This is a genomic window from Streptomyces sp. URMC 124 (assembly GCF_051386455.1).
Taxonomy (GTDB): Bacteria; Actinomycetota; Actinomycetes; order Streptomycetales; family Streptomycetaceae; genus Streptomyces.
The window spans coordinates 1-12,541 of record NZ_JBPQTS010000187.1; the positions used below are offsets into that span (position 1 = coordinate 1).

At 74.4% G+C, this 12,541-nt stretch carries 11 protein-coding genes and 1 tRNA gene; 4 read left to right on the plus strand and 8 right to left on the minus strand.

Going from position 1 to position 12,541, the window contains the following annotated elements; translation table 11 throughout:
• Window positions 1-36 precede the first annotated feature (36 nt).
• Both ACSNOG_RS28695 and ACSNOG_RS28700 read left to right on the plus strand, forming a co-directional pair.
• Window positions 37-1,578 carry a hypothetical protein gene (locus tag ACSNOG_RS28695; RefSeq protein WP_436755619.1) on the plus strand — a complete coding sequence of 514 codons (1,542 nt, stop codon included), beginning with the start codon at window positions 37-39 and terminating at the stop codon, window positions 1,576-1,578.
• On the plus strand, window positions 1,575-2,963 hold the full coding sequence (locus tag ACSNOG_RS28700) for an AAA domain-containing protein (RefSeq protein ID WP_436755620.1): 1,389 nt from the start codon (window positions 1,575-1,577) through the stop codon (window positions 2,961-2,963). Before ACSNOG_RS28695 ends, ACSNOG_RS28700 begins: the two co-directional genes overlap by 4 nt.
• A gap of 84 nt (window positions 2,964-3,047) precedes the next feature.
• On the opposite strand, the gene ACSNOG_RS28705 is transcribed toward ACSNOG_RS28700, so the two are convergent.
• Entirely contained in the window at window positions 3,048-3,917 is an 870-nt protein-coding gene (locus tag ACSNOG_RS28705; RefSeq protein WP_436755621.1) for a spermidine synthase, read from the minus strand.
• 31 nt (window positions 3,918-3,948) lie between these two features.
• A complete protein-coding gene (locus ACSNOG_RS28710; RefSeq protein WP_436755626.1) occupies window positions 3,949-4,404 on the minus strand; it encodes a hypothetical protein in 456 nt (151 codons plus the stop codon).
• Window positions 4,405-4,669: 265 nt separating this feature from the next.
• On the opposite strand from ACSNOG_RS28710, the gene ACSNOG_RS28715 reads away from it, so the two are divergent.
• Entirely contained in the window at window positions 4,670-6,115 is a 1,446-nt protein-coding gene (locus tag ACSNOG_RS28715; RefSeq protein ID WP_436755622.1) for a tetratricopeptide repeat protein, read from the plus strand.
• 113 nt (window positions 6,116-6,228) lie between these two features.
• Here ACSNOG_RS28715 and ACSNOG_RS28720 read toward each other — a convergent pair.
• The 4 genes from ACSNOG_RS28720 to ACSNOG_RS28735 all read right to left on the minus strand — a co-directional run bounded on the left by ACSNOG_RS28720 (window position 6,229) and on the right by ACSNOG_RS28735 (window position 9,079).
• Window positions 6,229-6,301, minus strand: a tRNA-His gene (locus tag ACSNOG_RS28720).
• Window positions 6,302-6,399: 98 nt separating this feature from the next.
• Entirely contained in the window at window positions 6,400-7,008 is a 609-nt protein-coding gene (orn, locus tag ACSNOG_RS28725) for an oligoribonuclease (protein ID WP_058044346.1), read from the minus strand.
• 5 nt (window positions 7,009-7,013) lie between these two features.
• Window positions 7,014-8,378, minus strand: coding sequence for a helix-turn-helix domain-containing protein (locus ACSNOG_RS28730; protein ID WP_436755623.1), 1,365 nt, complete (start codon window positions 8,376-8,378; stop codon window positions 7,014-7,016).
• 368 nt (window positions 8,379-8,746) lie between these two features.
• Window positions 8,747-9,079, minus strand: coding sequence for a hypothetical protein (locus ACSNOG_RS28735; RefSeq protein WP_436755624.1), 333 nt, complete (start codon window positions 9,077-9,079; stop codon window positions 8,747-8,749).
• A gap of 380 nt (window positions 9,080-9,459) precedes the next feature.
• Here ACSNOG_RS28735 and ACSNOG_RS28740 point away from each other — a divergent pair, with 380 nt between their 5' ends.
• On the plus strand, window positions 9,460-9,981 hold the full coding sequence (locus ACSNOG_RS28740) for a universal stress protein (protein ID WP_058044349.1): 522 nt from the start codon (window positions 9,460-9,462) through the stop codon (window positions 9,979-9,981).
• Window positions 9,982-10,301: 320 nt separating this feature from the next.
• Here the strand turns inward: ACSNOG_RS28740 and glmS are convergent, their stop codons facing one another.
• Together glmS and ACSNOG_RS28750 are read right to left on the minus strand one after the other, a co-directional pair.
• Window positions 10,302-12,116 carry a glutamine--fructose-6-phosphate transaminase (isomerizing) gene (glmS, locus tag ACSNOG_RS28745; RefSeq protein WP_436755625.1) on the minus strand — a complete coding sequence of 605 codons (1,815 nt, stop codon included), beginning with the start codon at window positions 12,114-12,116 and terminating at the stop codon, window positions 10,302-10,304.
• Between the two features lie 77 nt (window positions 12,117-12,193).
• Window positions 12,194-12,469, minus strand: a complete 276-nt coding sequence (locus ACSNOG_RS28750; RefSeq protein ID WP_058044351.1) for a hypothetical protein — start codon at window positions 12,467-12,469, stop codon at window positions 12,194-12,196.
• Window positions 12,470-12,541: the final 72 nt, after the last annotated feature.

A 12,541-nucleotide genomic window follows, 5' to 3' on the forward strand; every position in this document is an offset into this window, starting at 1 on the left:
CGCCCCCGCCCTCGCGCCCGCCGGAACGGAGGCCGCATGTCGCTGATCACCACGCTCGCCCGGCTGGAGGCCGTGCGGGACGGCCGCGCCCGGCCCCTCACCACGGTGCGCCACCGGCACCTGGCGGAGCGGCCACTGGTGTTCGTCCCGCTGACCACCGCCGGTGAGGCGGGCGCCCCGCTCGGCGCGCTCGTCGGCACCGACCGCGAGCACCCCCGCCTCCTGGCCGTGCCGCAGCCGCGCGACCGCGACCTGCGCTCCGCCTTCCTCGCCGAGCTCGCCGAGGAGATGCTGCCGTACATCGAGGGCTTCGCCGAGGACGTCACGACGGAGGAGCGCAAGGAGACCGACCCGGAGACCGGCAAGAAGGTCACGGTCCACGTCGAGCTGTGCGCGGGCGCGCCACAGCTGCTCGTGCCGAGCGCGGCGGGCGTCGCCTACGTCCGGCTGCTGGGGCGTTCCATGCGCTTCCGCCGCACGGCCGAGCAGGATCCGCAGACGCCCCACCCCGCTCCGCCGCGCGTCCCGCTGCTGGGCCGCTGGCTGACGCACTTCGGCGAGCGCGCCCGCGTCCCCGGCTCGTCGCTGCTCCTGCCGGTCACCCAGCTCCTCGCCCGCCACTGGGCCACGGGCCAGAGCACCCTGGAAGACCAGCACCTGGGGGCCCTGCTCGCCTGGATCGACCCCCCGGCCGGGCTGACGGGCGCCGAGGCCGCGCTGCGCGCCGAGCTCGCGCGGGACGCCGCGGGACAGCTGCTCCACCCGCCCGCGGGCCCGGCCACCGACCCCGCTTTCGACAACAAGCTCCTCGCCCCGGCGATCGCGCGGTGCGACGCGGGCCTGCCCGGCGCCGAGAAGGAGCTCCGCGCGCTGCTGGAGTCCCAGCTGCGCCCCACCTGGGACGCGGTCTGGCGCGGCGTCGACCTGCTGCGCGCCCTGCCCGAGGGGGAGCGGGTCGGCGAGCGCTGGAAGCGCGACCGGTGGTCCTACACCGCGCACCGCGACCGCGTCCGGGCCGGCGAGCCCCCGCAGCCCCGGCAGGACGACGCGGTGACGGCCGCCCGCAAGCTCGCGGCGCGGGAGACGGCCCAGGCCCAGCTGGACGCCCAGGAGGCGCTGGACGATCCGCTGGTGATGGCCGAGCGGCGGCTGGCGGGCGAGGCGTTCGCGGGGGAGGTCACCGACGTCGTGATGGAGTACACGGAGGCGAAGGTGCCCCGGCCCAGGCCGCTGGTCACGCTGCGCACGGACGACAGCCCGTTCCTGTCCGACGGGGTGAAGGTCCACCGCGCCCTGCCGGGCGGCAAGTCGCAGCCCGCCGAGTTCGCCGGCCACGTGCCCGGCGAGCCGGGTGCGCTGACGGTGCGTCTGACCGGCGGCATGGGGCGCGGCAAGGCGCCCGAGCCCGGCTCGGTCCCCGAGAAGGGCGACCGTATCTGCTGGACGCTCTTCGAGCACGCCCCGCGCGGCGGCCCCGAGCTGCCCGACCCCGACCGCACGCCCTGGACGCACGGCGGCCCGCCCGGCGAGCCGGCGGCCGAGCTGCCCGACCCGGTGACTTCGGAGGACCTGCTGTGAGGACGTTCGCAGTGCCCACGGAGGGCGCGGTGCCGCCGCCGCGCGGCCGCGCCGAGGACCCGGGCGCCGCCGCCGAGGCGGTGACGCGCCGGATCCTGCACGACACGCTGCACAGCCCGGAGCGCGGGGTCGTCGTCGACTCCCCGCCCGGCGCGGGCAAGTCCACGCTCGTCGTCCGCGCCGCGCGCGAGCTGGCCGCGGCGGGCCGCCCCCTGATGATCGTCGCCCAGACCAACGCCCAGGTGGACGACCTGGTGCTGCGGCTGGCCGCGAAGGACCCCGAGCTGCCGGTCGGGCGCCTGCACAGCAGCGACGCGAGCTCGTACGACCGGGCGCTGGACGCCCTGCCCTCGGTGGTGACGTCCGCGAAGGCCGCCGACCTGGCGGGGCTTCCGGTCGTGGTGTCCACGGCCGCGAAGTGGGCGCACACCAAGGTCGCCGAGCCCTGGGGCCACGCGATCGTCGACGAGGCCTACCAGATGCGGTCGGACGCCCTGCTGGCCGTGGCCGGGCTCTTCGAACGGGCCCTGTTCGTGGGCGACCCCGGGCAGCTGGACCCCTTCAGCGTGGTGGGGGCCGACGGCGTCGCGCAGTGGGCCGGGTTGTCCTACGACCCGTCGGCGAGCGCCGTGAGCACGCTGCTCGCCCACAACCCCCGCCTGCCGCAGCACCGGCTGCCGGTCTCCTGGCGGCTGCCCGCCTCCGCCGCGCCCCTGGTGTCGGCCGCCTTCTATCCGTACACGCCCTTCCGCAGCGGCACGGACCACGGCGACCGGCGGCTGACGTTCGGCGTGGCGTCGGACGGCTCCGGCCCGGACCGGGTGCTGGACGAGGCGGCCGTCTCCGGGTGGGGCCTGCTGGAGCTGCCGGCCCGTCACACCCCGCGCACCGACCCGGAGGCCGTGGCGGCGGTGGCACACGTGGTCCGGCGGCTGCTCGACCGCGGCGGCGTGACCGCCGGCGAGGCCGAGCCCGGTCCGGTGCCGCTCACGGCCGCCCGGATCGCGGTCGGCACCGCCCACCGCGACCAGGCCGCGGCGGTCCGGGCGGCGCTCGCCGGGCAGGGCGTGCAGGGCGTCACGGTGGACACGGCGAACCGGCTGCAGGGCCGCGAGTTCGACGTGACGGTCATGCTGCACCCGCTGTCGGGCCGCCCCGACGCGACGGCCTTCCACCTGGAGACCGGCCGCCTGTGCGTCCTCGCCTCCCGCCACCGGCACGCGTGCATCGTGGTGTGCCGCGCGGGCGTGGACCGCCTCCTGGACGAGCACCCGTCGACCGAGCCGGTGCAACTGGGGGTGACGGTGAAGTTCCCCGACGGGTGGGAAGCGATGATGGCGACGTGGGACCACTGGTCGGAGCACCGGGTGGCGTGGCGGCCGTGAGCGGGCTGTCGAGAGGCGGGCCCGTGCGGGCCTGGTGGCTGTCGTGAGGTCCGGGGCCGTGGCCCTGGGCCCCCGCGTCGCCGGTCAGTCGAAGACGGACGGCGGCGGCTCCGGCGACGGCTTGGCGGCCGCGTCGGTGACGGGCGCCGCGCCGCCCGTGAAGTCCGCCAGCGCCCGGCCGTGTTCGACGCGCCCCTGGTGCGGGTCGGAGGCGGCCCGGCGGGTCAGTTCGGCGATCGGCAGCGCCTGGTCGGAGGCGAGCAGCACGGCGTTGCCGAAGCGGCGGCCGCGCAGCACGGCCGGGTCGGCGGTGAGGCAGAGCTCGGGGAAGACGGTCCCGACGGTGGCGACCTGCGCCTTCACGTAGGCGAGCGGCGGGCCGTCCGCGAGGTTCGCGGCGTAGAAGCCGCCGGGCCGCAGGGCCCGCCGCACCTCGCCGGCGAATTCGGTGCTGGTCAGGTGGGCGGGCGTGCGGGCGCCGGAGAACACGTCGGCGATGATCAGGTCGGCCCAGCCGTCCGGCACCTTGGCCAGCCCTTCGCGGGCGTCGCCGTTGCGCACCCGGATCCGCCAGGTGCCGTCCAGCGGCAGCTCGCGCCGTACGAACCGGACGAGCGGGGCGTCGATCTCCACGATCTGCTGGGTGGAGCGGGGCCGGGTCGCGGCGACGTACCGGGCGAGGGTGAAGGCGCCGCCGCCCAGGTGGAGGGCGTGGACGGGCTTGCCGGGCGGCGCCACGAGGTCGGCCAGGTGGCCGAGCCTGCGCTGGTAGGCGAAGTCCAGGTAGGCGGGGTCGTCGAGGTCGACGTGGGACTGGGGCGCGCCGTCGATCAGGAGGGTGAAGCCGCGGGGGCGGTCCCGGTCGGGCACGAGCTCGGCGAGCCCGCCCGCGACCTGCTCGGTGACCGCTTCGGCGGCGCGGCCGCGCCCTTGCTTCTTCTTGCCCTTGCCCACCCGGCAAGTATCGCCCAGGGGCAGGGCGGGCCTAGCGGCAGCGGTCGACCGCCGCGATCGTCCGGGCGGCCTCGCCGAGGGCGTCGCGCAGGACCGCCGGGTCCGTGGCGGAGGAGAAGGCGGCCTCCGGGGCGACGAGCCAGCCGGCGCCGGTGAGGGGCTCGTCGGGCACGGCGCGCAGGCCCCGGCCGTGGGTCTGGGTGCAGGCGCTGCCCGGGACGTCCCAGGCGTCGGCGGTGCCGGCGGGCACCAGGAAGCCGAGGGTGTCGCACTCGCCGTCGTGGAGCACGGGGCCGACGCCGTCGCGCAGCCGGAGGATGTCGACCGCCTCCAGGCCCTGGCGGGCGGGGACGGTGACGAGGTCGCACGGGCCGGCGTCGGGGCCGAAGGCCGGTGCCTGGGGCGCGCAGGGAGAAGGGCTGCGGTCCTGACGCGGCTGGTGCAGGGCCGTCGTCCGCGAGCTGCTGCTGTCCACTCCGGCCTCCACCACGGGAAACCCCTCCTCCGCCGTGCCACTACGCTCCGCGTCGAGCGTGCTCGGAGGGTTCAACGCGCGAGGGGCGTCAACGGCAACGGGTACATGCCGTCACAAAGGATGGCAGTTCATGGCGGATCGCGGGTGAGATATCCGGTTTGTAGGGAAACGGGGGGCTGAATCCCGGGCCGAACGGGGGGAGCGGGGCCCCGGATGCCGGTACGGTCTTCTCCCGCCGAGCACAGCCGGCGGAGTCACTCGCCAGAAGGGTGCGGCCATGGCGTCGTCCCACGCGTCCCCGTCCTCCTGCCCGGAGCCCGCCGCGCCGGCGGCCCCCGGTGGTCCGGACGGCAAGGGCGGCAGCCGCCCGAACGCCGCCTTCCGGCAGCTGCGGGGCGCGCGCTCGCCGGCCGAGTTCGCGGCGGCCGTGCGGCGCGCGGCCCGGGAGATCGGCGAGCAGGTCTCGTGCGACGCGCGCTACATCGGCCGGGTCGAGTCGGGGGAGATCCGCTGCCCCAACTACGCCTACGAGCGGGTCTTCCGGCACATGTTCCCCGGCCGCGAGCCGGAGGACATGGGCTTCGTCCCGCGCGAGGTGGTCCGCGGGCGAGGGGCGCGCGCAAGGGACGGCGGCGGCGAGGACGGCCCCCGCACCGGGAGCCGCGCCGGGCAGCGCAGCGGGAACCGTACCGAGCAGCCCAAGGAGAGCGACGTGTTGCGCCGTGCGTTCATGACCGGCGGCACGGCGGCCGCCGTGGCCGCGGCCTCCCTGGGCGCCGCCGTGCCCGCCGTGTCCGCCCCGCGCGGCCCGCGCCGCGCCGGCGAGGCCGAGGCGTCCGCCGTCGAGCAGGCCGTCCGCCGCATCCGGCTGCTGGACGACCGGCACGGCGCCGACGGCCTCTACCGGCGGGCCACGCGCCCGCTGCGTCTCGCCTACGAGCTCCTCGACGCCGACACCCGCCGCCGGTCCGTCGCCGACCGGCTGCAGTCGGGCGCCGGCGAACTCGCGCTCTCCGTCGGCTGGCTGGCCCACGACTCCGGCCGCTTCGCCGACGCCCGCTCCCACTACGCGGAGGCACTCGCCACGGCCCGGGTGGCCGGGGACGCGGCGCTGGAAGCCCACGCCTTCTGCAACGCCGCCTTCCTCGCGCGGGACGCGGGCCGCCCCCGGGAGGCGGTGCGCGCGGCCCAGGCCGCGCAGGGCGCCGCGAAGGGGCTGGCCTCCCCGCGGCTGCTGTCCCTGCTGGCCCTGCGGGAGGCCGGCGGCTGGGCCGGGCTCGGCGACCGGGCCGCCTGCGAGGCCGCCCTGCTGCGGGCCCGGACGCTCTTCGGCCGCGGTCCGGGCGACGCCGACCCCGAGTGGATGAGCTTCTTCGGGGAGGCGGAGCTGGAGGGGCTGGAGGCCCAGTGCCGCTCCGCGCTCGGCGACTGGGCGCGGGCGGCCGGGCACGCGCGGCGCGCCGTCGGCCTCCAGGACCCCCACTTCGCCCGCAACATCGCTCTCTTCACCGCGCAGCTCGCCGGCGATCTCGCCCGGGGCGGGGAGCCGGAGGCGGCGGCGGCCGCGGGGGAGCGCACGCTGGACCTGCTGGCCGAGGTCCGCTCGGCCCGGATCCGGATGATGCTCGCCGCCACGGCCCGGCTGCTCGGACGCCACGGCGGCGAGCCGCCGGTGGCGGCGTTCCTGGAGCGCCACGCCGAGGAGCGGAAGAACCTCGGCTGACACGCCGCACGAGACCCGGACGGCCCAAGCGGCCCGCCGTCCGCACCCCGGATGCGGCACCGGAATACGACAAGGGCCCCGGGTCGCTTCCGCGAACCGGGGCCCTCTGTCAGGGTGAGTAACGGGACTTGAACCCGCGACATCCTGGACCACAACCAGGTGCTCTGCCAGCTGAGCTATACCCACCATGTCGTCCGGCGTGTTTCCCACCGGCCGAGAAGAAGTCTACAGGGTCTTCGGGGGTGCTCGCTCCCGGCTTTCCGCCGTGCCGGGAGCGAGCTGCGTCACACCGCCTTGGCGGGGAGGACGTGCTTGGCCGCGATGGCCTTCGCCGTGTCGGAGTCCGGGCCGGGCTGCGGCACGAAGATCGCCTCGCGGTAGTAGCGGAGCTCGGCGATCGACTCGCGGATGTCGGCGAGGGCGCGGTGGTTGCCGCTCTTCTTCGGGCTGGAGAAGTAGGCCCGCGGATACCAGCGGCGGGCCAGCTCCTTCACCGACGACACGTCGACGATCCGGTAGTGCAGGTGGGACTCCAGGGCCGGCATGTCCCGCGCGAGGAAACCGCGGTCGGTGCCGACCGAGTTCCCGCACAGCGGGGCCTTGCCCGGCTCCGGGACGTGCTCGCGGACGTAGGCGAGGACCTGCTGCTCGGCGTCCTCCAGGGTGGTGCCCCGGTCCAGCTCCGCGAGCAGCCCGGAGGCCGTGTGCATCTGGCGCACCACCTCGGGCATGGTGACGAGGGCCTCGGCGGGCGGGCGGACGACGATGTCCACGCCGTCGCCGAGGATGTTCAGCTCCGAGTCGGTCACCAGGGCGGCCACCTCGATGAGCGCGTCGTCCGACAGCGAGAGCCCGGTCATCTCGCAGTCGATCCACACCATGCGATCGTTCATGCTCCTCACCCTACGGGGCGTTCCCGCTGGCCGGGCAGGCGTGGGGTGTAGAGGTCGGACTCCGGCTTGCCCGGTTCCGTGCCGCCGCCCAGCCCGTATCCACCGCCGTGCCCGCCCGGGTGGGCGCCGTGCGGGCCGTGGCCCTGGTGCCCTCCGTGCGGCGGCGGTGGGCCGCCGAGCACGCCCCCGGCCCCCGACGCGGCGTGCGCCGGAGCCATGGCCGCCCGCCGGAGCGCCATCACCGACGGCTCCCCGGTCCGCTGCTCGCCCAGCTCCGGCCGGTCGAACCGGTCCGGGCGCTCCCGCTCGGGACGCCCCTCGCGCTCGGCCCGCTCGGGGCGGTCGGCCGAGTTCTGAGGACGGCGCGCGCGGTACGCGGCCCGGTAGGCGGCCGGGGAGGACCCCAGCTGCCGGCGGAAGTGGCCGCGCAGGGCCACCGGCGAGCGGAAGCCGCAGCGGCCGGCGACCTCGTCCACCGAGTAGTCGGAGGTCTCCAGCAGCCGCTGCGCCTGGAGCACCCGCTGAGTGATCAGCCACTGCAGGGGCGCGCTCCCGGTGAGCGAGCGGAACCGCCGGTCGAAGGTCCGGCGGGACATGTAGGCACGGGCGGCGAGCGTCTCCACGTCGAACTGCTCGTGGAGGTGCTCCAGGGCCCAGGCGACGACCTCGGCGAGCGGGTCGGCGCCGATCTCCTCGGGTAAAGACCTGTCGAGGTAGCGCTCCTGTCCTCCGCTGCGGCGCGGCGGGACGACGAGCCGGCGGGCCAGGGCCCCCGCGGCGTCGGCGCCGTGGTCGGTGCGGACGATGTGCAGGCACAGGTCGATGCCCGCCGCGGTGCCCGCGGACGTCAGTACGTCGCCGTCGTCCACGAAGAGCTCCCGCGGGTCCACGTGGACCGACGGATAGCGCTTGGCGAGCGTGGGCGCGTACATCCAGTGGGTGGTCGCGGGGCTGCCGTCGAGCAGGCCCGCCGCGGCCAGTACGAAGGCCCCGGTGCACAGCCCGACGATGCGGGCGCCCTCCTCGTGGGCACGGCGCAGTGCGTCGAGCGCGGCGGTGGGCGGCGGCTGGGTGATCGACCGCCAGGCCGGTACGACGACGGTGCCGGCCCGGGAGAGCGCCTCCAGGCCGTACGGTGCGGTCAATTCAAGACCGCCGGTTGTTCGCAATGGCACATCCTCGCCCGCGCACACCAGCAAGCGGTAGCGAGGGACTCCGGCATCCTGTCGGTCGATGCCGAACACGGAGAGCGGAATGGAGCTTTCGAAGATGGGGCCGCCGCTGAATAGCAGCACTGCGACGATCTCCCGGCGGCGGCGTCCGGAGAGCTTGCGCGTGGTCTCCGGTACGGTCGTGGAGTCCTGGCTCATGGCGCTAAGCCCCCCTCGGCGGTCGAGTCCTCTCGGTCCTGCACGTTTCCCCTCGGTCCTGAACGGTTCCCCCGCCGGTCATGGCCAAGATCGAATCTACTGCGTCGAATGGAGACGCAGTGACCAGTTCACCACTCGGCTCTAAGTCGACATGGCAACTTGGCGCGAAGCGTTCGATCACGAAGCGTTGCACTTGCAGGCCTCGGTGAAAAGTACGCCTCTCGCCCATGCCCAATCCCCGTAGGGTGCAACCGCCCTCCGCGGTCCTTTCCTTGCTGGTCGACCGGCTGTTAGGGGCGTCTCAAGCCAAGGTATGGGGTTCGGACTGAAGTTGGCTGAAAAGTGGTGGGTCCGGGTGTGCGAAAGTGTCATTCTCCCGGCGCGGAGCCGCCGGGATGGCGTCCGCCGCGGTGCGCCCCCGCGCCCGTCCGGCCGTGCCGGCCGCGGTGCGGAATCGTCTGTTCCGCAAGGGCCCGGGCGGCGCTGCGCTCCGACTGGCGCAGCACGGCGCGGCACGCGCACGTGACGGCGACGAGCCCGGCCGCCGTGCCCGCGGCGCCGCCGAAGGACTGACCGCAGATCAGCAGGGTCACCGGGACGAGCACGCAGCTGAAGGCGGCCCAGCGGACCACGTCGCTCACCGGATCGGGGGAGTCCTGCGGCGGGGCGTCGGCGCGGGCGTGGTCACGGGTTCCGGGCACGGAGCGCTCCCTGCTGGCGGCGGGCTGGCGGTGGTACAACGTCCGGCCGGGGCCCTCGGTCACTGCGCGGAGCGCATCGGGAGTACCCCCGGAGCGCGGCGGGGGCATTGCGCTACGGGCCGCCCTCGTGCATGCTCCGGGGAACGCCCGCCCGCCACCCCACCCACCGGCGGCCCGGGCGGGCACCGCGTGCCACGCCCGTGCGACCCCGGAGCTCCGGCTCGCCGGTCGGCCCCTGGGCAGGCGGCGAGTGTCGCCGTACCCTGGTGGGTAAGTGATTGAAAAGATGAATCCCGGACGGATTTTGCCTCCAAGATCCGCCCCGGGGGAGCAACCGCCGATCTCCCCTCCGCCCGAGGACACCCTTCGCCGAGATACCGATGGCCGGTCACGAATTCTCCGAACCTGCGGACCGCAAGCGGGTCGCCGATCACGCGGCGCACCCCGAAGCGGCGGAAGAAACACGCCATTCCTGCGATCCGGCGTTCCAGCACGGCGTCGTGGTGGGCTTCGACGGCTCCACGTCCAGCGAGCGGGCGCTTGCGTATGCAATCGGGATGGCCCGGCGCTCCGGCTCCGGGCTGATCATCGTCCACGTCGCCAACCGGCTGCCGACGACGGTCTGGGCGGGCTGCGAGCCCCCCGTCTTCGTGGACGTGCCGGACCACCGCACCGAGGTCCTCGGCCTGGAACTGGCCTGTGCGGACCACCTGTCGGAGGTGCCGTGGATCCTCGTCGAGCGCGGCGGGGACATCTGTCACGAACTGGAGGAGGTCGGCCGGGAGTACGCGGCCGACGCGATCGTCGTCGGTTCGACGCACGGCCTGGTCGGCCGGATCTTCGGCTCGGTGGCGGGTCGGCTGGCCCGGCGGGCCCAGCGGCCCGTCGTCGTCATTCCGTAGCCGACTTCCTCACCCTGCAGGAGTGATGACTCCTGCCCCCGACTTGACGGCCCGTGAATCTACCCGCGCGTAGGGGGTGGATCGCGCCGCTCCCGCGGGTAGGAACCGCCCGGATGGCGTGCTGCCGTACGGGAGGTGACGGTTCCCGGAAGCGGCGGCATCCCCGCCGGCGCGAGGGCGATGGCCGGCGCATGGGAAAGCGGCCTTCCCGCGCGCGTGGTGGCACGTGCGGGAAGGCCGTTTCTCTCGGACCTGTCGCGGACAGGTGCGGACAGGTACGAGAGGGCTGCGGGGGCCCGCCGTCGCGGGCCCGGCGGTGACTACTCGACGGTGACGGACTTCGCCAGGTTGCGCGGCTTGTCGATGTCGCGGCCCATGGCCTTCGCCGTGTAGTACGCGAAGAGCTGCAGCGGGATGCCCATGAGGATGGCGTCCAGCTCGTCCTCGTTCTTCGGCACGACGATCGTGTGGTCGGCCTTCTCCTGCTCCTGGTGCGCGACGGCGAGGATGCGGCCGCTGCGGGCCTTGATCTCCTCCAGCGCGGCGCGGTTCTTCTCCAGCAGCTCGTCGTCGGGGACGATCGCGACCGTCGGCATCGCCGGCTCGATGAGCGCCAGCGGGCCGTGCTTGAGCTCGGAGGCGGGGTAGGCCTCGGCGTGGATGTACGAGACCTCCTTGAGCTTCAGCGAGGCCTCGCGGGCCACCGGGTAGCCCCGGACGCGGCCGATGAACATCATCGACTTGGCGTCGGCGTACTCCGCGGCCAGCTTCTCGATCTGCTCCTCGTTCGCCAGGATCTCCTCGATCTGGCCGGGCAGCTTGCGCAGGCCCTCGATGATCCGCTTGCCGTCGGCGACGGACAGGTCGCGGGTGCGGCCCAGGTGCAGGGCGAGCAGGCCGAAGGAGACCACCATGTTGGTGAAGCACTTGGTGGAGACGACGCAGACCTCGGGGCCGGCGTGCACGTAGATGCCGCCGTCGGTCTCGCGGGCGATCGCGGAGCCGACCACGTTGACCAGGCCGAGGACGCGGGCGCCCTTGCGCTTGAGCTCCTGGACGGCGGCGAGCACGTCGTAGGTCTCACCGGACTGGGAGACGGCGATGTAGAGGGTGTCGGGGTCCACGACCGGGTTGCGGTAGCGGAACTCGGAGGCGGGCTCGGCATCGGCGGGGATGCGGGCCAGCTCCTCGATCATCTGGGCGCCGATCTGACCGGCGTGGTACGAGGTGCCGCAGCCGAGGATCTTCACCCGGCGCACGGCGCGGGCGTCGCGGGCGTCGAGGTTCAGGCCGCCCAGGTGCACGGTGGAGAAGCGGTCGTCGATCCGGCCGCGCAGCGCGCGGTCCACGGCCTCGGCCTGCTCGTGGATCTCCTTGTGCATGTACGTGTCGTGGCCGCCCATGTCGTACGACTCGGCCTCCCACTCCACGGTGGTCGGCTGGGCCGAGGTGGAGGAGCCCTCGGTGGTGTACGTGCGGTAGTCGTCGGCGCGCAGGGTGGCCATCTCGCCGTCGTCCAGGGTGACGACCTGGCGGGTGTGGCTGACCAGGGCGGCGACGTCGGAGGAGACGAACATCTCCTTCTCGCCTATGCCGAGGACCACGGGGGAGCCGTTGCGGGCGACGACGATGCGGTCCGGGAAGTCGGCGTGCAGGACGGCGATGCCGTACGTGCCCTCGATGTGCCCCACGGCCTCGCGGACCTTCTCCTCCAGCGTGCCGGCCTCGGAGCGGGCGATGAGGTGGGCGAGGACCTCGGTGTCGGTCTCGGACACGAAGACGAAGCCCTCGGCCGTGAGCTTGGCGCGCAGGTCGGAGGCGTTGTCGATGATGCCGTTGTGGACGACGGCGACCTTCTCCTCCGCGTCCAGGTGCGGGTGGGCGTTGACGTCGTTCGGCGCGCCGTGGGTGGCCCAGCGGGTGTGGGCGATGCCGGCGGTGCCCGCGAAGCGCTTGGGCAGGCGGGACTCCAGCTCGCGCACGCGGCCCTTGGCCTTGGCGGACTTCAGGCCACCGGTCTTGCCGTGCAGGGCGATGCCGGCGGAGTCGTAGCCGCGGTACTCCAGCCGCTGCAGACCTTCCAGCAGCAGCGGTGCAACATCGCGCTTACCGATATATCCGACGATTCCGCACATAAGTGGTGACCCTCCCAGAGAAACGATCAGTGGTGCCCGGCGGCGGGGGCGGCGGTAGCGGCGCCGCCCCTGCTGCCTCAGCCGTAGACGATGCGGCGCAGCTGCCGCAGCGAGAGCTCCGGTGGAGCCACCGCCCGGTGCGGCAGCTCGGCCGAGATCCGCTCGAAGATCTCCGCGTTGCGCAGTCCGCCGGACTGCAGCTCGCGGTGACGGCGGCGGACGAAGGCCTCGGTCGTCTCGTCGAAGTACGCCAGGACGTCCAGGACCACCCGGGCGGCCTCGCCGCGCTGGAGCGGCGTGCTGCGCACCAGGTGGTCCACCAGGTCGTCATGATTCATACGGCGTTCGAGCACCCGTCGATACTGAGGGCTCCCGGCGACATTCGCAAGAATCCTGCCCGAAATCGGGCAAGGGTGGGCGGGTCG